Below are 19,609 nucleotides of genomic sequence, written 5' to 3'. Positions count from 1 at the left end.
CGAGTCAGACGCAGTGACGCGATTTGTCTGACGTTGACTGAACGTTGCCTTAACTGTAACAAACTGTTACCAACATCCCCAAGGGACTTAGGGGGGACTTTGATGCTGACCGATGGCGTGTTCGGCCCAGCGGCGATCGCTGGTAATGATGACCTCTAGGGCGAAGGCGTCATGGAAGGTCTTGTAGAGGTGGTCGTACATCAGTTGACGAATGCGATCGTGAGCCAACACGTGGCGGGTCAGTTCGTTCTGGGGCGAGACAATGAGATAGAGCTGAATATAGGTGATGCGTCCGAAGCGGCCAACTCGCAGCACCTCGCTGTCATGGGGAATTAGACGGATGGGGCGATCGAGGAGTTTGCGGATTCGCTGTTGGAGGCGGCGATCGCCTGAGCGTTCCAACATCTCGAACCAACCCTGTCGCGCCAACCCCCAGGGACTGCGAACTGAGAGCCAAACCACTCCTAAGACTAAGATAGGGTCTACGTAATGCAACAGGCCTGGGTCGCGATCGCCGGCCAGATAGACGATAGCAAACACCAGGGCAATCACTAAGCCCATCGCTCCTTCAACAAACCAATGGCGGGCATCCACTGCCCCTAGGGAGAGGGAAGACGAGGGAGGTTCCGCTTCTCCCTGAACTTGTTTCCCTTGATAGTTGGCGAGAATCATCCCCCCCAAGGCCGCCACGACACCGTAGAGAACCGCTAAAGCGGCCCGCACGGCCCGACCGCCACTGCCTAAAGCGGCGATCGCCACCAATCCGGCAAAGCCATACACAACCAGGGACACTGCCCCACGCAACACCTGTAACAGAGGCTCCAGGGCCGCGTCGCCAAAGGGAAGCCGGTCTGACTGGGATTCAGCCAGGCGACGGTTGACTTGGCGAGCCATCAGGGCAATTAAGCTGTTTAATCCCGATAACACGCCGTCGAGAAGAATCACGTGCGATCGCGTCACCAGGCCAAACAGCACCCCCAACCCGGCCAACGCCACATTGCCCCAAATGGCCACCCAAAAAATTCGTTCAGGGGCAGAATGAGCCGAATCAGGGGCAGAAAAAGACATGGCCGTCGCTGGAGATTGGGGTCAACCCCAAAGGGGTCTAACTCCCATTATCTTGAATTTTCACAGGAGCCTCAAACTTATAGCCCACCCCCCGTACCGTCTGAATCATCGAGGGTTGATTAGAATCCCCCTCAATTTTGCGGCGGATTTGCCCAATATGAACATCCACGACCCGCTGATCTCCCACATAGTCATAATCCCAGACCTCTTGCAGCAATTCCGAGCGTCGCCAGACCCGGCCCGGATTACGGGCTAGGAAATGTAGCAAATCAAACTCCAGAGCCGTCAAAAGGATGGGATCATTCCCCAAGGTCACCTCACGGCTACCGGGGTCGATCAGCAAATCACCGAAAACAATGCCATTTTGGGGCGTTGGTGCCAGGCTACGCTGGCGTTTTAACACCGCTCCTACTCGGGCCCCCAACTCAACTAAGCTGAAGGGTTTGGTGAGATAATCATCTGCCCCTTTCTCAAATCCACGGACAACATCGTCTTCGTCACTGCGACTCGTCAGCATCATAATATAAACCCCCGTGCGCCTTTGCATGTCCTGACAGAGCTGATAGCCTGTCGTGTCGGGCAAATTCACATCGAGAATGACTAAGTTCGGGTTCAGTCGCTCAAAGAGGGCAAGGGCAGTTTTGCCATCCTCAGCGGCTTCCACGACATAGTCTTCCTGCTTACTTAAGAAGCGGTGGATTAAATTCCGAACTGCGATATCGTCATCAACGACCAGAATTTTGGCGGGAGCCATGACCACATTTGCTTGTCTTAAACCTGAATCAAACTAATTGTACGAGAGTTCGGGCGAGTCATGGAGAATCTCGGCCACGACTGCACCGCGAAAACGGTACGACAACCTGATCAACTCCATTATCGGACGAATTGAGGCAAACGCACAACCAAAGACCCTATAAGGGGAAATTTTTTTGCCATAAAGCCGGCTGAGTTGACAAAGCGTTCCTTTATAGCGACTACGCAAACTTCCCCATAGATGACTAACATGATATAGCACATTTAAGCCGAATCAAGGGATGTCCAATTCTCAACTCAATCTCAACTTCAGTGAGGGATCTGTCTCCCTGAGCTTTTCCGGGGGCGCTGCCAAAGAGCTACAAGAGGCACTGCAAGGGTTGCTCGGGCAACTCAAAGCCGTCGCCTCCAACCCAGCCGGGGGGTCAAAACGTCCGACACCTCAAAAGCCGATGGAGTACCAGCACCGAGGTGAGGTCTTTTTGGAGGTGTTCTGCAACCCCAACATTTGGCCAAGTCCTTTTGCGGCTAAAATTCTGCTCACCGTGCGGGATGAGCGGATTCGCCTCACGACGGAGGTGGAACTGACCCAAGTGCTCGAAGACCTAGAGCGGTATTTGCAACAGTTTGGAGACTAACCCCCTATTGACCTTAAGGGTCGAGGCAAGCTCGGAGACTCACTCGGGTCCATCATAACTAGGGGCAAGGGAAATGCCACGGATTCCGGAAGAGTCCCCTAGTTTTTTGTGCTGTTCTGAGCGAATTTAGGTATAATTGAGTCTCGTGCTGGTGTAGCTCAGTGGTAGAGCAGCTGATTTGTAATCAGCCGGTCGCAAGTTCAAATCTTGTCACCAGCTTTTTTGTCCTCAATCTGGTTCTCGACCTCTCCGGGATTGCCCCAGAGGACGGTCTCGTGCTTGTAGATGGCCATGCCCGGCTTGGCTCCTTTGGGTTTATAGACGTATTTGGGATCGGCATAGACGACTGGTGCGGCGTCACTGTCGCGGGCCCGGCTGTAGTAGGCGGCAATGTCGGCGGCAAATTGTAGGTCTTTGGCGTCGGGCTGGGTTCCGGGGGGGAGTCGTAGCAGGACGTGACTACCGGGGATTTCTTGGGTATGGAACCAGAGGTCGTATTCGCTGGCCATGCGGAAGGAGAGTTGGTCGTTTTGCCGGTTGTTGCGGCCGACGAGGAGGTCGAAGCCGCTGGGGGTCTGGAAGTGGTGGAAGGGGTCGGGATCGTTGCTGCGTTGAGGACGATAGTGGGGTGAGGCTAGATACTCTTGTTCGACCAGTTCGTCTCGGATATCTTCTAGGGCGCTGAGGTCTTCGGGCCGCTGATAAGGTCCGAGTTGGTCAAGGGCGGCTTCGACTTGTTGGAGATAGCTGATTTCTGCCTCTGTGGCACGTAAAAGAGGCTGAACGGCTTGTTTAGCCCGTCGTAGTTTTTGATGCCGTTTATAGAGCGCCTGGGCGTTGCTAACGGCATTTTTTTCGGGGTCAAGGGGAATGGTGATGGGGTCTCCGGTTTCAAAGTCGGCCAGGACGATGTCTGTCATGCCGGGGGTCCAGTCTTGGAGATGGGCCATGAGTAGGTCGGCCTGGTGTCGGTGTTGGTCGGCGTCGGCGGATTGGCTGAGTTTGTCTTGGAAGGTGTGTTGTTTGAGATGGAGTTTTTTGAGGGTTTGGCTGAGTTTTTGGCTCAGTTGATGCCGTAGTTGTTGGAATAGCTGTTGGTTGAGGCGATCGCTGTAGTAGCGGTCAATGAGGCTCTGAATGCTGTCGGCGGGGATCTGGGCATCCCAGCCGAGGACGGTGTAACCGCTGTCAGTCCAGCCGGGTTCGAAGGTCTGGCTATCTAGGGCGGCCAGCCATTGTTGCCAGCGGTCAAAGAGCCGTCGCCACTGGGTGTCGGAGAGTTGGTCAGTGGGGGTTTCGGGGTCGAGTTGGGCCCCGGCACAGAGCGATCGCACCAGGGCGGAACTGAGACCGCGATAGGGTTTGAGGAGGTTGCGCCGTAGGGAATCGGGGATTAGGCTGATGCGCTCCTGCCAACGCTCGAAGGATTCGTCCCGCCGGGGGGTGGCCCCGGTCATGGCTGGGGGCGGTTCGTAGGGTTGTCCGGTGAGAATTGGCCGCACTCGCGACTGTTGGGCGCTGACTTGATGGGCGGCGGTGATGATGAGATTCTCGGCGTTGGTGAGAATGACGTTGCTGTATTTGCCCATGATTTCCACGTAGAGATGACCTTGGAGGGGATCTCCGGGCCGACGGGCAAATTGAAAGTCGAGGACTCGTTCCCAGGGGGAGAGGGGGGTCACGTCGACGAGGGCTAAGCCTTTGAGTTGGTGGCGCAGTTGGTCGCTGAAGGTGAAGGTGTCGGGACCTTTGGGCGGGGGACTGCTGAGACAGAGATGGGCCGCTTGAGGATGCCAACACAGGCGTAGCCAGCCTCGGCGGTCGAGGGTGCGTAGGGCTAGGGCCAGTTGGGTGCGATCGCGTTGAATGACTTGTTCAAGACGAGCGGGAAGCCAAAATGTCCGGAAATCGGCATAAATGGCGCAAAGGGTGGTGAAATCGACGGGTTGCACAGGAACAGTGAGGGGCTGAAATCGGTATGGGAACTTGAATTGAGCTAATGGCGATCGCCCAGGGGGAGGGGGAGATGATTTTTTAGGGATTTGCGCCGCCTGAGCCAAAATTTTGGATTCTATCTACCATGAGAGTTAGATACTGTCGTTACTACCCCCCTCACACGAGATAGCCAAGGATTAATCATGGATATTCAGCTTATTAACATCGGCTTTGGCAATATCGTTTCGGCGAATCGCGTTGTTGCTATCGTTAGCCCTGAGTCAGCTCCCATTAAGCGTATCATCATCGATGCCAGAGAGCGGGGTCAGTTGGTGGATGCCACCTATGGTCGTCGCACTCGGGCGGTGATTGTGACGGATTCAAGTCATGTGATTCTCTCGGCGATTCAGCCGGAAACGGTTGCCAACCGTTTTGTTTTCAATAAAGATGGTAAGGAGGCTCATACGTGATGGCCCAGTGTGGCTTGGTTTTGACGGTGCGCCTGGGTAATTTGAGATGAACCATTCCTTGACGGATGGGCTGCCGCGAAATCATGACTGCTGGAAAATTAATTGTTTTGACCGGTCCGAGTGGAGTTGGTAAGGGGACGTTACTGCGATCGCTACGCCAACGCCACCCGGAACTTTGTCTGTCGATTTCGGCAACAACTCGCCAACCCCGTCAGGGTGAGGTGGATGGAGTGGATTATCATTTTTTGACGCGGCCGGCTTTTCAGGACAAGATTGCCCAGGATGCGTTTATTGAATGGGCCGAGTTTGCGGGTAATTACTATGGAACCCCGCGCCAATCCTTGGAAACACAGATGGCGCAGGGTCATTGGGTGATTTTAGAGATTGAAGTGGAGGGGGCCCGCCAGGTGCGCCGTAGTTTCCCCGAGGCGTTGTTGGTGTTTGTTCATCCTCCGTCCTTTGCGGAGTTGGAACGGCGTTTACGGGGGCGCGATCGCGACTCGGAAGAGGCGATTCAGCGGCGACTGGAACGGGCCAAAGAGGAACTTCAAGCGGCTGACGAGTTTGATGTACAGGTCACCAATGGGGTGATTGAAGACGCGCTTCAGGCGCTTGAAGTGGCCGTGTTTGGGGAGTCTAAAGCTTGAGGAACTGGGAGTCTAGGACTTAGGAGAAGGCGCTGATATCGCTTCCGCAGGTATCGACGAGGTAGCACAGGGCCCGGAAGCGTAACTCAACGAAGCGATCGTAGAGGGGGTTGAGTTTGCACATGGGGGGAATATGGAACAGGTGATGTCCCCCAACGGTGATGTCGCGCTCAAAGGGACATTGTGCGGGGATTAGACGCACAATCGCCGTAGCGAGTTGGGGACTGTTAATCTCTAGGGATGCCAGCCAGCCGTCGATGGGAGCGAGGAGCAGGTTCACAATACGAAGCATGGCGTTTCTTACCAAAGTTTCAAAGGGCGATATGGGGATAGGAGGCGATCGCCCTTGGGCAACTTGTCCTCCTATTTCCACCCTACGAGATTAGACCATAGATTCCGTAAAGAAACCATATTGAATTGGGGAATTTCTATAAAGCTTCTGTAAAGCTCAGAGAAATGTGGGTAGTTTGGTATCTTTAACTACCAAGTCTTGTTTGGGTCGGAGGACAAGATCCGTTCAGAGTTGCGGCGAACCCGAGTCTTAATCAAAAGACTCCTGTCTCATCCCCCGCCAACCTCACCGAGGGAGAATTGAACGGGGATAATCAACAGGAGTCATCTCAGGCTGGGGCCTGTAGCGTCGCCGAGTTACCACTTCAATAAGTTGAACTGTTCCATATCAATGGTGTCACGATTGCGGTAAATCGCCAGGACAATGGCTAAGCCCACCGCTGCTTCCGCCGCTGCGATCGTAATCACAAACACCGAAAAAACCTGTCCTTTGGCATCGGCATCCAGATAGTTGGAAAATGCCATGAGATTGAGGTTCACGGCATTTAATAACAGTTCAATGGACATTAAGACCCGTACAGCATTACGACTGTTAATGAGTCCATAAATGCCAATGCAGAAGAGGGCAGCGGCCAGGAGTAAAAAATATTCCAGTTGGAGTTCCATAAGGCTGATAAAGGGGTTGAATCAGAGTCTAGGCTTACCTAGTCTAGGGAGAACCCAAGGATAACGATGGGTTTTAAACGGTCTGACAGGTCATATTAAACCAAGTCAAGGACCTGTAATTCTCCTGACTTAACTGTCAGAATCATCGGGAGCCTCTCCAATCGCCCCAACCGGTTCACGGGGACGTTCCGGGAGCGTAAACACAAATTCTTGCTCGGAATCTAAATCAGGGATAAACTCGCGACGGGCCAAGATAATTGCTCCCACCATGGCGATGAGCAGGAGTACGGAGACTAACTCAAAAGGCAACAAGAAATCACTAAAGAAATGTTGCCCTAACCGCTCTGCTGTACTCGAAACCGGTTCAATGGTCTCTAACACAGCCCAGGAGGTTGACTGAACCATCGTCCCCAACAGCGCAAATAGCCCCACGCAGACTAACGCCGTTGCCCCTTTGCGGAACCAGGCATTTTTCATGGGTTGAAAGACCTCGGTTTTATTCACCAACATAATGGCGAAAATAATCAGCACGTTGACCGCACCGACATAGACCAGAATTTGGGCGGCGGCGACAAAATCAGCATTCAGCAGCAGATATAAGCCTGCCATACTGATAAACACGCCTCCGAGGAGAAAGGCAGAGTAGACAATATTTTCCAGTAAGACCACGCCCAACGCCGCAGCGAGGGTCGTCGCGACTAAAATTCCGAATGAGACGAGTTGAACGCCTTCAGCTAAATTCACAGCTTTTTCCTTAATTTCCTTACAGGCTTTGCAAACACGATTCCTCGAAGCGTCCTAGAGGGCGGGGGTTAACCCGCCCAATGGACAATCTGAGACTCGATGAGATCGGCTCAGTTTTTCTCAGAGTCAGCACTGGCTTTTTCCCGTTGTGCTTTCTCCTGTTCGAGGTCTTCGAGGATATCCTCAGGGTGACGACCGGCACGTTGAGATCCCTTGGGCAGATCGTGGGGTTCAGTGACACCCTTGGGTAAGTATGCCAGTTCTCGCATCGGTTGTACCATCGGATCCAGGGTGACTTTTTCAGGAAGTCGTCCTAGGGCCACGTTGTCGTAGTTGAGTTCATGGCGATCGTAGGCACTGAGTTCGTACTCTTCGGTCATGGATAAACAGTTGGTGGGGCAGTATTCCACGCAGTTCCCACAGAAGATACAAACGCCGAAGTCGATGCTGTAGTGGTTGAGTTTCTTTTTCTTCTGTTCTTTGTTAAACTCCCAATCCACCACGGGCAGGTTAATGGGGCAAACCCGCACGCAGACTTCGCAGGAGATGCACTTGTCGAATTCAAAGTGAATCCGGCCTCGATAGCGTTCTGAGGGAATGAGTTTTTCGTAGGGATATTGAACCGTGACGGGCCGTCGGCCCATGTGGTCAAAGGTGACGGATAATCCCTGGCCGATGTATTTGGCCGCTTGAAAGGAGTCTTTGGCGTAGTCGCCGACTTGTTTGAGAAACTTAAGCATGGTGTTCTCCCGTATCGTCAGTCATAGTAGAGTCCAGGTCGGGACAAGGTTAGCCGCCGAAGGCAACCGGGAAGGCAAGTTTGAGGGCGGCGGTGATGAGCAAGTTGGCTAAGGAGACGGGAAGTAAGAACTTCCAGCCTAGGTTCAAGAGTTGGTCGATACGAACCCGAGGTGTGGTCCAGCGCAGCAAAATGGCGAGAAACACGAACAGGTAGGTTTTCAACAAGACCATGGTGATCCCTAGGGAACCGGTGATCACTTGGACGGCGGGGGAAAATTCACTGACCCCAAACCATTGGGTTAGGGTTTCAACGGGAATTGGGAGCGTCCAACCACCGAGGTAGAAGACGGAGACAAAAAGGGCACTGAGAACCAGGTTAACGTAGGACCCCAGGTAGAACAGGGCAAATTTCATGCCGGTGTATTCGGTTTGATACCCAGCCACCAGTTCTTCTTCCGCTTCAGGAAGGTCGAAGGGGAGTCGTTCGGTTTCAGCTAAGGCGGCCACCCAGAAGATGACGAATCCCACGGGTTGTCGCCAGAGGTTCCAACTGAGAATGCCGTAGTCGGCTTGTTGGTTAACGATGTCGATGGTACTGAGGCTATTGGACATCAGGACGATCGCCAACACCGATAGGGCTAGAGGGATTTCGTAGCTGATGGATTGAGCGGCAGCCCGCAATCCCCCAATGAGGGCATATTTGTTGTTGGAGGAGTACCCCGACATCAGCAGGCCGATGGGAGTGATGCTAGACAGGGCAATCCAGAGGAAGGCCCCGATACTCAGGTCAGTAATGACGAGGTTCTGTCCAAAGGGCACGATGAGATAGGACAGAAAAACGGGGATGACAACGATCGCCGGACCAAGGGTAAAGAGCCAGGGATCGGCCCGTCGGGGGATGATGTCTTCTTTGAACAGTAGTTTCAAGCCATCGGCGACGGGTTGCAATGTCCCCAACGGCCCGGCAAACTCGGGGCCAACCCGCTGTTGAGCGGCGGCGGAGATTTTCCGCTCTAGCCATACGGAGACTAAGACTCCGACGGTGGCGGCTACCAACATCAGCAGCATGGGGACGGGCATCCAGATGACTTTGGCGAATCCAGGCGGGATCCCAAAGCCCCCGAGGATCTCGATGACACTACCTTGGAGGTCGATTCCTGATTCCATATCAACGGATAAAATATGAAGATTTCTTACCAATACTGTTCCTATAGTACCGTCAACGGGGAATGGGGAACAGGGGGGAGAAGGCAAGAGGCATAACCCACCCCTAACCCCTCCCAGGAGGGGAAGGCAATAGGCAGTAGGGGGAATCCATCTCGGCTTTTTCCTCTGTGTCCTCTGTGACTCCGTGGTTCTCTCTTGCCTCTTGCCTCCCCCCTCTTGCCTCCCTCAATTGGGATACCAAAACATCCCCTTGATTCCTTCGGGATCGGCGAGAAAGCCTAAACCACCGTAAAATTTGACCACATGGGGATCGGCGAAGAGGGTGATGTTGCTGATGTCCTCTCGCCGCAGTTTGCTAATCAGGTAACTCATGAGGGCCTTGCCGAGACCTTTACCCTGGAATTCTGGACGGATGGCGACATCCCAAACCGTGGCGTTGAAAGCACAGTCTGATGTGGCCCGGGCAAAGCCAATCAGACGCTTACGGCTCCCTCGCACTTCCCACATGGAAACGACCATGTAACTATGTTGGAGGGCCTTGCGAACTTTGCGGAGGGGACGACGGGCCCAGCCAACGGAGTCACAAAGTTCTTCAAGTTCGTATAAATCGATACTGCGATCGGTACTAAAGTAAATCCGACTTTGCGTCCCCAGGCGATCGCTCATGCCGGGCGCTGAGTACTCCTCTAAGGAGATGGCGTTCGGCGATGGGGACGCCGAATCCGAACTGCTGAAAATGCTTTTCAAAAAACCCATGCAGGTAGTCGTAGCGTGCTGATTAGACGATCTCGGGCTTGAGGACGGCCCGGTATGGTTCATTATATCCGGCGAATGTCCGTTAGACCGGCCGATCGCCAAGAAATTCAACGGATCTAACTTTCCCCCCTCAGGCGATCGCCGATCGCCTAAAGTAGAGTAGCGTCTTCTCCTTAGGCGGAGGAGGAATGGCGATTAGATTGGGGATTCACCCGACCGGGTAGTACCAGCCGAGTGCGCGATCGCCCCCATGAGCGTCTACAAGCGTCCTGTCTCATGGGATAGATTTTACAAGTTCAGTTAACGGTGACCATGGCTGCGGGCTTAAAATCATCCACTCTCGACCTCCTTAAACGCTTCAATCGGGCTTTCCCCCAGTTTTACGAGCAGTTTGTCAGCAGCGAGATTCAACTGCAAAACCTCAAATTGGCGTATCACCTCTACAAAACCCGACAAGCGGTTATCGAACTGCGTCAGGAAGGCTCTAAAAGTGCCCTGCACTTCGCCTATCGTAATCAGTCATTTTTGCTCAGTGACATTTTTGGGGTCCTCGCCGCCTATGGCTTAACGATTCACAGTCTCAGTCTCTATGGCCAAATCGCTCCCCCGATGTTGGTGTTCGTCAAGCTGATTGTCTCTCGTGGGGGCCAGGCTTTGACGGAAAAAACGGCAGACAATGTGGCCCGGGCGGTTCGAGAAGCCCTCGCGGGACATTTTGAGGTGGAAGAAATGTTAGCGGTGGAGTTTAACCTCGATGCAGGTTTGGAAGATGTCGAAACGGAGTTTTATGTGGACCCCGTCTTCCACCTGCCGGCCCTGTTAATCGAAGCAGATAATCAACCGGGGTTATTTTATAAGGTCATGTATGCCATCTGGCAGGAGGACTTACTGGTGGTGAATGCTAACCTCCTAGTCTGGCGAGGACGCACTCGCCTAATTCTCTATCTCCTAGGGCCCAATGAATGCGCGATCCCAGACTACTTAGGCAACCAAATTGCCGAAAGTGTGCGCCAACGACTGTTAGGAGGCGGATAAGCTCTCCCTTGCGGCAGAATTGAAGGATATGAATTTCTGGAGTACAGATGAGTATGACGCGCTTTTCCCACAGACTGCTTGCTCTCCCGGCAATGGTAATACTCGCCTCGGGAGGAATGACCCTCCTCGCCCAACCCCCTGTTATGGCTCAAGAACAATCCCAACGAACTCTGACGGTTCAAGGCCAAGGTTCCGTCTTGATCCCGGCTACCATTGCTCAGGTCAATTTGGGGGTAGAAGTGGAGGCGCAGACGGCTGAGGCGGCGCAACAACAGGCCGCTCGTCAATCCTCGGCGGTCGTTGAACTATTGCGATCGCGCAATGATGTGGAAAAACTCCAAACCACTGGCGTTCGGCTCAACCCCGTCTATAGCCGTCGCGATAACCAACAGGTGATTACCGGCTATCGCGCCAGCAATACCGTCAGCTTCCAAATTCCCACGGATAGCGCCGGAGAACTGCTGGATACCGCTGTCTCCCGTGGTGCGACTCGCATTATGGGGATTAACTTTATCGGAAGCGATGAGGCCATCACCCAGGCCCGCGATCGCGCTCTACAAGAAGCCACCCTTGATGCTCGCTCCCAAGCCGATGTTGTCCTGGCAACCCTCAATCTCCAACGCCGAGATATTGTCGGCATCAATGTCAATCACACCAGTCATACGGCTCCACCGGTTCCCTATCAACGGATGGAAGCCATGGCGATGGATGCGTCCACACCCATTGAAGGGGGGGAACAGGAAATTACTGCTTCGGTCAGCCTGGAAGTTCGCTACTAATCTCCTTAGACTAGGAGAAACCAACAAGGGAGATGGCATTGTGAAGGGTAAAACCGTCTTACTCACAGGAGGAACTGGAGGATTGGGACTGGGCGTTACGCCGAAACTGGTGGCCCAGGGGGCAAGTCTCACAATCCCTTACCGCAATACCGCCGACGTTGATCGCCTCAAACAGCATCTGTCCGCAGAAGACTTCTCGAAAATTCAGTTTGTCCTCCTGGATTTACTCGATGAAGCTGCGGTTCGCCAACTGATTGAGGATATGGGGCGAGTTGATGTCTTGATTCATCTGGTGGGCGGGTTTTCTATGGGGGCAACCCATGAGTATGACTATGAGGATTGGCGTCAAGACCTAGACCTCAACCTCAACACCACCTTTTTGGCCTGTAAGTATAGTCTGGCTAAGATGCGACAACAGGGGTACGGACGAATTGTGACCGTTGGTTCCCGGGGGGCTGTTGAACCGGGGCCCCAGTTGGCGGCGTATTGTGCCGCGAAAGCCGCTGTCGTGGCCCTCACCCAATCGATTGCCGCCGAAACTCGCCATACCGGGATTACGGCTAACTGCGTCCTTCCCAGTGTGATTGACACCCCCAGCAATCGCCAGGCCATGGGGGAGGAGGAGGCTGGCACTTGGGTTAAACCCAGTTCCTTGGCAGACGTGATTTGTTTCCTGGCCTCCGAAGCCGCACAGGATATACGTGGGGCAGCAATTCCGGTGTACGGAGATATCTAGGTACGGTAAGTTCGTAGGTGCTGATTGTGAGCCATATCACCGCCACCTCTGTAATGGTGTCACCGGAAAGTTGGGGAATCCATCACCGTCAAAGCACGGCAGTATCACGGATACCCCGGACGCTTATCACTGCCGGGCTTGGGCGATCGCTGTCATACTGAGGTCATCGAGTTCAGTGATGTGCGGAACCTCAGTTCCTCAAGTTCCTTACAAGTTGCCTGGGTGCGATACCCCAACTCCGCATAAGGTGCTCGGTAAAATTTCCTCTGTGATGCGACAGTTCCTTTTGGCTCCTCCTGGTGATGCGGGAGGATTTTTTTTACCTATCCCCCACTGCCTTCTTCCCTCTACTGCCTACTGCCTACTGCCTATTGCCTTCTTCCCCTACTGCCCACTGCTTATCTTTCTGCTATAACAGACGAGAGCGGTCTTAAAAGTCGCCGTCCCCGGAGTTGCTGGCGTTTGAGGATTTCATGTCCGATTTAAACATCTCTGCCATTATCTGTACTCACAACCGAGATACCTATCTCGGGGCTGCCATTGACAGTCTCTTAGACCAATCAGACTGCCCGGATTATGAGGTGATCGTGGTTGACAATGGTTCCACAGATACGACAAAAGCCGTTGTTGAAGCGCGATCGCCCCATCCCCGTCTCCGTTATGTTTGGGAACCTACCCTGGGGTTATCTGTTGCCCGCAACACCGGGGCCAACGCCAGCGAAGCGCCCCTGCTTGCCTATCTCGATGACGATGCTGTGGCAACTCCCACCTGGCTGAGTTGTCTCTGTCGCGCCTTTGAGGACAATGATACATTGGCGATCGCCGGAGGCAAAGTTACCTTAATCTGGGCTGAGGGAATGTCTCAACCGCCCTGGCTCTCCGATGATATGGCCGGCTGTCTGGGGCGTTATGATTTAGGGGAGGAGGTTTGCTTGATTGAAAACCCCGGACTGACCCCCCGAGGGTTGAATTACTGTATCCGTCATGATTTCCTCAATCAAATTGGCGGCTTTGACCCCAATTTGGGACGAGTGGGTAAAAAACTACTCTCCAATGAAGAACTCTATATGACGGAAAAGGCCTTACATCTTGGCTGGCAAGTCGCCTATCTTCCCGATGCCTTAGTGGGTCATAATGTTGCCCCAGAACGGGTCAACCGTAGCTGGTTCTTACAACGAGGCTGGTGGCAAGGGGTGAGTGAGTGTTACCGGGAACAACTAGCGGGGAAGGCTGGGTCTAAACAGTTGTTACGAGGGGGGGAACGAATCGCCCGAGGACTCTATAAATCTCTCAAGTTTGTGCGAGACCCAGCACAACGCTTTGAGAATTTGGTGTATGCTTACGGTCAGATCGGCTATCTTGGGTCTGCCGTTGAGGGAATGCTCTTCCCGCCCAAAGACCTCCCCGGCGATCGCCCCAACACCACCTCTTAACTCAAGCCGTTCCCCTCATTTCGACTGCATCCCCATTTCTACTAAATTGCGTAGGTTAGCTTGTATGTCTTCGACTGATCATAAGATTCCCGTGTCCGTCCTCATTCCTGCCAAAAATGAGGAATCTAATCTCCCGGCTTGTCTTGAAAGTGTTTCCCGGGCCGCTGAAGTCTTCGTGGTGGATTCCCAAAGTAGCGATCGCTCCTGTGAGATTTCCGAACAGTACGGCGCCAAGGTGGTTCAATTCCACTTTAATGGGCGTTGGCCCAAAAAGAAAAACTGGTCTTTAGATAATTTACCCTTCAGCCATGACTGGGTGTTAATTGTTGATTGTGATGAACGCATCACCCCCGAACTTTGGGATGAAATTGCCCAAGTCATTGAGCAAAATGAAAAGGATGGCTATTACCTCAACCGGCGCGTCTTTTTCCTAGGTAAGTGGATTCGTCACGGGGGCAAATATCCCGATTGGAATTTACGCCTCTTCAAGCACAAACTCGGTCGTTATGAAAACCTCAGTACCGAGGCGGTTCCCAATACGGGGGACAATGAAGTTCACGAACACGTTGTTTTACCCACCCAAGCCGGCTATCTCAAAGAAGATATGCTGCATATCGACTTCCGAGATATCTATCACTGGCTCGCTCGCCACAATCGGTATTCCAACTGGGAAGCCCGAGTTTATTATAACCTCCTGTCGGGTCAAGCCGAAGATGGAACCATTGGTGCTAATTTATTCGGAGATTCCGTGCAACGGAAGCGTTTTCTCAAGAAAATCTGGGTGCGCCTCCCCTTCAAACCCCTATTGCGTTTTGTTCTCTTTTATGTTTTGCAATTGGGCTTTTTAGATGGTCGTGCCGGCTATATTTATGGTCGTTTGTTGAGTCAATATGAATATCAAATTGGCGTGAAACTCTACGAACTCCAAAAGTTTGGTGGACAACTCAATCAAAATACCAAAGAGTCAACGTCGGAAAAAACACCCCAGTCGGTGGGGTAGCAGACAGTGGGGGAACCACAGAGTCACAGAGGACACGGAGAGTTAGAGGAGGAGGCAGGAAAGAAAACCGTGACCCCTAGGTTTTTCTATCCCCTGTTCCCTGTTCCCTGTTCCCTTCTCTTCCCCTAAACCCCCAGAAACGAATTAATCCCCTGAAGATAGGTTGGGGCATCTTCTAGCATGGGAAAATGGGCTGTCTCGGGAATTTCGAGATACTGAACCATCCCCTTTTGGTTCTGTTCGACCGCTTTGCGGCCCATGGCGGCGGGGATGATAATATCTCGTTCTCCCGCGACTAGCAGGGTAGGAACCTTGATTTGGGCGAATTCACTCGGCATGGTTTCGGCGGCTTGCTTGCTAACGGACGTTAATACTGTACCTAAGGCCGCCTCGAAATCCGCCATTAAGAAATCGGCTAAAAAGGCTTGACTTTCTTCACTAGGTATGGCCCGATTTAGAAAGCGAGCCATAAACAGACGATCAACCCAGGGAACCGAGGCCAGCCACTGGGGGCGAAACTGGACCACCCAACGACTAATCTTGTGGAAGGTGGTAAAACTGCGTTCGTCGTAGTCGAAGATACCGCTACAGGTGAGAATGGCCCGCGTGACACGTTCAGGGTAACGGTTGATAAAGAGAGTGGCGATGGAGGCTCCCATGGAGTGGGCATTGAGGTAGACTTGGGAGGATTGGCGATCGCCCAGCAAGGCATCTAGCAACGCCGCCAAATCATCGGCATAGGTTTCCAGTTCATAATCTAGGGCCGCCTCCAGTTGGCGTTTATCCGGCAGGCGCGATCGCCCAAAGCCCCTCATGTCGTACAGTAAACAATCAAAGCGATCGCTCAAGGCCCGGGCCGTACTCCGCCAATAGCGTCCCGATCCCCCCCAGCCATGCAGAAACACCATCACCGGCTTCTCATCTCCCCCAGACTCCCCGGCAATCCATTCATAATAATGGTCAACACCCCGCACCTCTAAGTACGCCATCTCCAGCCACTAACCTCGACATTTAACACATTTCAACCTATCATATCCCCTCTCCCTCCTCTGCCTCCTCTGCCTCCTCTGCCTCCGTGTCCTCTGTGACTCTGTGGTTCCCCTCTTGCCTCTTGCCTCTTGCCTCTTGCCTCTTCCAAACCATGCCTCCTCGTAAACGATTCGCCCAACATTGGCTTCGCAGTGATGCCGTCCTTGATAAAATTGTCGCCGCTGCACAACTCTCCCCGGGCGATCGCGTCCTCGAAATTGGTCCTGGCCAAGGGGTTTTAACCCGCCAGTTATTTCCTTTAGTTGAATCCTTAGTCGCTGTCGAACTTGACCGAGATTTATGTAAAAAACTGGTCAAGAAATTTGCAGATATAGATAATTTTTTATTGCTGCAAGGAGATTTCTTATCCTTAAATCTAGCCGAAGTTTTAACTCAGTCTCCCGATATCTTTAAGCAGCAAAATAAAGTCGTCGCCAACATTCCCTACAATATCACCGCACCCATCTTAGAAAAACTCCTTGGCGATGTGGATGCCCCCAATCCTAATCCCTATGAGTCGATTGTCTTACTTTTACAGAAAGAAGTGGGCGATCGCCTCTGTGCCAAACCCGGTTCTAAAACCTTCGGGGCCTTATCGGTACGAGTTCAATACTTAGCCGATTGTGAATCGATTTGTCATGTTCCCCCCAAAGCCTTCTACCCACCCCCAAAAGTGGATTCTGTTGTCGTTCGTCTCACCCCTCGTTCAATTCCAGTTCCCGCTGAAAATCCTAAGAAAATGGCAACGTTGATTAAGTTAGGATTTTCCAGTCGCCGCAAAATGCTACGCAACAACCTCAAAGGACAGGTTGAGGCTGATACCTTACACGCTATCTTAGAACAACGAAATCTTCCCCCGGAAAGTCGCGCTGAACGCCTAGCTGTAGAAGACTGGGTGGCTTTGGCTAATTCCCTGACTCCTTGATGCCCCTTTTTGCCTTTTTTCCCACTTTTCTCACTCTAAAATAAAATTGCGCAGCTTAGATGTTTGAGATTGCGTCCGTGACAACCCCTCTCTGACTCTATTCTAACTCCCCTTTCGCCCCACGTCAATCCCTGGACTCAGAAAATCTAGCGGCGTTGAGGAAGTGACAATCTCAGGGAAGCCTTCAGCCATTCCAGCATCAATTCTCGACGGCCATAATCAGGAAAACTCGCCGTCGCGGCGATCGCCACATCCACATTATCCGCCGATTGGCGCAAAATTGCCGAAAAATCCTGACGTAGCGGCTGATGGAGTTGAAACTTCTCTCGCTGATACTCCCGTTGAAAGCAAAACTTATAGCGACGTACCCCTTCATGTAGGCCACTGGAATGAGATAAGGGATTTTTGTGACGTTGCAGGATATAGTCGGGGAGTTCATCCCTAAACGCTTCCCGCAAACACCATTTTTCCATTCCATCGCGAAACTTCCAACTCGCCGGTGTGGCTAAGGCTAAATCAACGACGGGTTTAGCCAGAAAGGGAACTCTGGCCTCCACAGTAAAGGCCATACTACAGCGATCGAGCCGTTGTAACTCCGTTCGGTGGAGATTCATTAATTTATAGGCGAACAGACGCTGTTGTTCCTGGGGTGAGAGTTCGAGTTGATACATTTGATAGCCACCAAAGAGTTCATCACTCCCATCCCCTCCCAATACCACCTTGATTCCACAATCGCGGATTCTCTCAAACAACTTGAGGGTAATCGCCGCATTGATGATATCCCCATATTCCGTCAATTCCGAAGTGGCGATCGCCTCGCGAACCGACTGACGAGTAAATTGTTGCGGTTTCAGAGATACCACCACCTGAGGAATCCCCTTGTCTTGACAAAATCTCTGAGAGATCTGGAAATCCTCACTTCCCTCACAGCCAATCGTAACGGCCGTCACCTGAGGATGGACTTGAATCGCTTGACTCAGCACAATGGAACTATCCAGGCCACCACTATAAATCACTCCCAAGGGGAGATCCGTTTGACAGCGGCGATGAATCGCCGAGACAATTGTGCTTTTGAGGATTTCTAAATGGGAGTTGAGGGAAGACGGCTGGGGTTGGGGTTGGGGTTGGAAATAGGAAACCTCAGGTTCATCATTCCACTGAAAACACCCCGGAGAGAGACATTGAATCGGCTGTTCGAGAAATGTTAAGGCTTTGATGGTAGAGGCGAAGTAGAGACAATCCTTAAATTTCAGCCAATAGAGGGGAATGATTCCCAGAGGATCTCGTGCCGCAAACAGACGCTGTTGCGCTAAGTCTATAATAAGGAAGGCGAATTGTCCCTCAAATTGATGGACACAGTCCTCCCCATATTCCTCAAACGCAGATAAGAGGGTTTCCGTGTCTCCCTCTGTGGTGAAGGCGTATTTGGATTCTAGCTGCGATCGCAACTCCCGGAAATTAAAGATTTCCCCATTGAACACCACCAACTTATCACCCTTGGCATTAAAGATGGGTTGTTTCGACCCTTGGCGATCGACAATTTTCAAGCGTCGGGTTCCCGTCACCACCTGGGGATGCTGAAATCGTTCCGTCACCTCCCCCCGAGAGGTTAATCTCTCCAACATTTGGCTTAACTCCCCTTCCCGAGAAGCCGCCGACTCACCAAAAATGACAGCAATTCCACACATCTTGTTATTCCTTAACCGCGATTGACTCTCTCAAGCCTCGTTGAAACCCCAGTCACCACCATAGTTTCCACGCCAAGCCGGATTGAGACAAATATGCCAAACTCGGATCTCCTGGATGACATTCAAAATCCCTTGCTGTTGGTAGTCGTCTAATACCTTATTAATGACGTCGAACAGTCGAGGCCGATTCTTGAGATACCAGTCTCGTTCCAAATCCGCCGCATATCCCGTCCCATGAGTCGTGTTCAGGGGGGCCCAGTAGCCTAAACTGGCCAGATGTTGTTGATGATCCAGGGTACGGATGAGACTGTTGACTTGCAGGGAAACCCGATTTCCGTAGCGGGAACTGCTGCGATCGCAAATCTCATTTAGCAATCTCACCATTTCCGGCCGACAGCGGGTGACTTTCATCCCCACCGTTCCCCCCGCTGGATGATTACGCCAAACCCGCAGTTGTCGTCGTACCCGACTTAGCCAACGCTGACTTCCCCTCTCCCGCAACACCGTAAACTGAAATTTCAGGGGAATTGAGATTTCTTGTAAGCAAGTCAGTTGAGGATCGCCGGCTACTTCTTCCTCATGGCGATAGCGAGGAAAGCCTCGGTACCAACTTTGTTCAATTTGCTGTCGCAGGAGAATTTCGAGTAAGGTTTTTAGCCGTTGTGGATCTTGAGAGTTGGCCGGAAACCGCCGGCCGAGTTCCTCAACATCCCGGCTTAGCTGTTCAGGGTTGAGGGGAATTGGCCATCGCTGGCCCTGAACTTGCAGAAAATTCAACGCACTCCTCAAGAGAGTTTCCTGTGAACGTTCCCCTGAATGGCGATCGCACCAAAGGCTAACGGCCTGACGATAGGCTGCACAAGTCTGGGAAGTCCATTCACCGCAACAATCCTCTACGGGCAAAATCTTCACCGTTATTAAGCTGCTGATTCTGAGGGTTTGCTCATTTTATCACCGCAATTGCTCCAGAAAGCAAAAAATTTCGAGAAAAGTTGAGTCAAAATTCAAAAAAGTATGCTACAATAAAATCAAGCGCCCCAGAACTAGGCGCAAATGAGGGCTGAAGCCTTGTCCAGGACGCAAGGTTAAACATCTGGGCTGCGACAAA

General features: G+C 52.4%; 21 protein-coding genes and 1 tRNA gene. 10 read left to right on the top strand and 12 right to left on the bottom strand.

Annotation, left to right across the window (positions count from 1 at the left end; translation table 11 throughout):
• Nucleotides 1-87 precede the first annotated feature (87 nt).
• Both NEA10_RS05815 and NEA10_RS05810 read right to left on the bottom strand, forming a co-directional pair.
• Nucleotides 88-1,068, bottom strand: a complete 981-nt coding sequence (locus NEA10_RS05815; protein ID WP_252664308.1) for a cation efflux transmembrane domain-containing protein — start codon at nucleotides 1,066-1,068, stop codon at nucleotides 88-90.
• Between the two features lie 37 nt (nucleotides 1,069-1,105).
• The gene (locus NEA10_RS05810) at nucleotides 1,106-1,822 is read right to left on the bottom strand and encodes a response regulator (RefSeq protein WP_252664307.1); all 717 of its coding nucleotides are present in this window, start codon (nucleotides 1,820-1,822) and stop codon (nucleotides 1,106-1,108) included.
• Nucleotides 1,823-2,102: 280 nt separating this feature from the next.
• On the opposite strand from NEA10_RS05810, the gene NEA10_RS05805 reads away from it, so the two are divergent.
• Both NEA10_RS05805 and NEA10_RS05800 read left to right on the top strand, forming a co-directional pair.
• Nucleotides 2,103-2,459 (top strand): hypothetical protein, encoded by a 357-nt coding sequence (locus tag NEA10_RS05805; protein ID WP_252664306.1) that lies wholly within the window; start codon nucleotides 2,103-2,105, stop codon nucleotides 2,457-2,459.
• A 147-nt stretch (nucleotides 2,460-2,606) separates the two neighbouring features.
• A tRNA-Thr gene (locus tag NEA10_RS05800) sits at nucleotides 2,607-2,678 on the top strand.
• On the opposite strand, the gene NEA10_RS05795 is transcribed toward NEA10_RS05800, so the two are convergent.
• On the bottom strand, nucleotides 2,660-4,411 hold the full coding sequence (locus NEA10_RS05795; protein ID WP_252664305.1) for an Rqc2 family fibronectin-binding protein: 1,752 nt from the start codon (nucleotides 4,409-4,411) through the stop codon (nucleotides 2,660-2,662). The genes NEA10_RS05800 and NEA10_RS05795 overlap by 19 nt on opposite strands.
• Nucleotides 4,412-4,597: 186 nt before the next feature.
• Between NEA10_RS05795 and remA the strand changes: the two genes are divergently transcribed.
• Nucleotides 4,598-4,864, top strand: coding sequence for an extracellular matrix/biofilm regulator RemA (gene remA / locus NEA10_RS05790; protein ID WP_068789673.1), 267 nt, complete (start codon nucleotides 4,598-4,600; stop codon nucleotides 4,862-4,864).
• Nucleotides 4,865-4,947: 83 nt separating this feature from the next.
• Entirely contained in the window at nucleotides 4,948-5,511 is a 564-nt protein-coding gene (gmk, locus tag NEA10_RS05785) for a guanylate kinase (protein WP_252664304.1), read from the top strand.
• Between the two features lie 19 nt (nucleotides 5,512-5,530).
• Here the strand turns inward: gmk and NEA10_RS05780 are convergent, their stop codons facing one another.
• From NEA10_RS05780 to NEA10_RS05755, 6 genes are all read right to left on the bottom strand, one after another.
• On the bottom strand, nucleotides 5,531-5,803 hold the full coding sequence (locus tag NEA10_RS05780) for a Mo-dependent nitrogenase C-terminal domain-containing protein (protein WP_252664303.1): 273 nt from the start codon (nucleotides 5,801-5,803) through the stop codon (nucleotides 5,531-5,533).
• Between the two features lie 356 nt (nucleotides 5,804-6,159).
• Nucleotides 6,160-6,468 carry an NADH-quinone oxidoreductase subunit NuoK gene (gene nuoK / locus NEA10_RS05775; protein WP_068789675.1) on the bottom strand — a complete coding sequence of 103 codons (309 nt, stop codon included), beginning with the start codon at nucleotides 6,466-6,468 and terminating at the stop codon, nucleotides 6,160-6,162.
• Between the two features lie 129 nt (nucleotides 6,469-6,597).
• Entirely contained in the window at nucleotides 6,598-7,212 is a 615-nt protein-coding gene (locus tag NEA10_RS05770) for an NADH-quinone oxidoreductase subunit J (protein WP_252664302.1), read from the bottom strand.
• 110 nt (nucleotides 7,213-7,322) lie between these two features.
• Nucleotides 7,323-7,952 carry an NAD(P)H-quinone oxidoreductase subunit I gene (ndhI, locus tag NEA10_RS05765; RefSeq protein WP_252664301.1) on the bottom strand — a complete coding sequence of 210 codons (630 nt, stop codon included), beginning with the start codon at nucleotides 7,950-7,952 and terminating at the stop codon, nucleotides 7,323-7,325.
• A gap of 49 nt (nucleotides 7,953-8,001) precedes the next feature.
• Complete coding sequence (gene nuoH, locus NEA10_RS05760; protein ID WP_252664300.1) at nucleotides 8,002-9,120, bottom strand: NADH-quinone oxidoreductase subunit NuoH; 1,119 nt, start codon at nucleotides 9,118-9,120, stop codon at nucleotides 8,002-8,004.
• A 225-nt stretch (nucleotides 9,121-9,345) separates the two neighbouring features.
• Nucleotides 9,346-9,876 (bottom strand): GNAT family N-acetyltransferase, encoded by a 531-nt coding sequence (locus NEA10_RS05755; RefSeq protein WP_252664299.1) that lies wholly within the window; start codon nucleotides 9,874-9,876, stop codon nucleotides 9,346-9,348.
• 312 nt (nucleotides 9,877-10,188) lie between these two features.
• Here NEA10_RS05755 and NEA10_RS05750 point away from each other — a divergent pair, with 312 nt between their 5' ends.
• The 5 genes from NEA10_RS05750 to NEA10_RS05730 all read left to right on the top strand — a co-directional run bounded on the left by NEA10_RS05750 (nucleotide 10,189) and on the right by NEA10_RS05730 (nucleotide 14,859).
• The gene (locus tag NEA10_RS05750; protein ID WP_159791070.1) at nucleotides 10,189-10,911 is read left to right on the top strand and encodes an ACT domain-containing protein; all 723 of its coding nucleotides are present in this window, start codon (nucleotides 10,189-10,191) and stop codon (nucleotides 10,909-10,911) included.
• Nucleotides 10,912-11,054: 143 nt separating this feature from the next.
• Nucleotides 11,055-11,690, top strand: coding sequence for an SIMPL domain-containing protein (locus tag NEA10_RS05745; RefSeq protein WP_252664298.1), 636 nt, complete (start codon nucleotides 11,055-11,057; stop codon nucleotides 11,688-11,690).
• A 40-nt stretch (nucleotides 11,691-11,730) separates the two neighbouring features.
• On the top strand, nucleotides 11,731-12,426 hold the full coding sequence (fabG, locus tag NEA10_RS05740) for a 3-oxoacyl-ACP reductase FabG (protein ID WP_252664297.1): 696 nt from the start codon (nucleotides 11,731-11,733) through the stop codon (nucleotides 12,424-12,426).
• A gap of 473 nt (nucleotides 12,427-12,899) precedes the next feature.
• Nucleotides 12,900-13,859, top strand: a complete 960-nt coding sequence (locus NEA10_RS05735; protein WP_252664296.1) for a glycosyltransferase family 2 protein — start codon at nucleotides 12,900-12,902, stop codon at nucleotides 13,857-13,859.
• Between the two features lie 64 nt (nucleotides 13,860-13,923).
• Nucleotides 13,924-14,859 carry a glycosyltransferase family 2 protein gene (locus NEA10_RS05730; protein ID WP_252664295.1) on the top strand — a complete coding sequence of 312 codons (936 nt, stop codon included), beginning with the start codon at nucleotides 13,924-13,926 and terminating at the stop codon, nucleotides 14,857-14,859.
• A 125-nt stretch (nucleotides 14,860-14,984) separates the two neighbouring features.
• On the opposite strand, the gene NEA10_RS05725 is transcribed toward NEA10_RS05730, so the two are convergent.
• Nucleotides 14,985-15,848: an alpha/beta fold hydrolase gene (locus tag NEA10_RS05725; RefSeq protein WP_252664294.1), complete on the bottom strand. Its 864-nt coding sequence runs from the start codon at nucleotides 15,846-15,848 to the stop codon at nucleotides 14,985-14,987.
• Between the two features lie 152 nt (nucleotides 15,849-16,000).
• Between NEA10_RS05725 and rsmA the strand changes: the two genes are divergently transcribed.
• Nucleotides 16,001-16,813 (top strand): 16S rRNA (adenine(1518)-N(6)/adenine(1519)-N(6))-dimethyltransferase RsmA, encoded by an 813-nt coding sequence (gene rsmA, locus NEA10_RS05720; protein ID WP_252664293.1) that lies wholly within the window; start codon nucleotides 16,001-16,003, stop codon nucleotides 16,811-16,813.
• A gap of 146 nt (nucleotides 16,814-16,959) precedes the next feature.
• On the opposite strand, the gene NEA10_RS05715 is transcribed toward rsmA, so the two are convergent.
• Together NEA10_RS05715 and NEA10_RS05710 are read right to left on the bottom strand one after the other, a co-directional pair.
• A complete protein-coding gene (locus NEA10_RS05715) occupies nucleotides 16,960-18,501 on the bottom strand; it encodes an asparagine synthetase B family protein (protein ID WP_252664292.1) in 1,542 nt (513 codons plus the stop codon).
• A 30-nt stretch (nucleotides 18,502-18,531) separates the two neighbouring features.
• Nucleotides 18,532-19,413 carry a DUF5715 family protein gene (locus NEA10_RS05710; protein ID WP_252664291.1) on the bottom strand — a complete coding sequence of 294 codons (882 nt, stop codon included), beginning with the start codon at nucleotides 19,411-19,413 and terminating at the stop codon, nucleotides 18,532-18,534.
• Nucleotides 19,414-19,609: the final 196 nt, after the last annotated feature.

Origin of the sequence: Phormidium yuhuli AB48 (assembly GCF_023983615.1) — a bacterium.
Lineage (GTDB): Bacteria > Cyanobacteriota > Cyanobacteriia > Cyanobacteriales > Geitlerinemataceae > Sodalinema > Sodalinema yuhuli.
The sequence above is the reverse complement of the archived record's forward strand: the minus strand, read 5'-3'. Positions and strand labels throughout refer to the sequence as shown.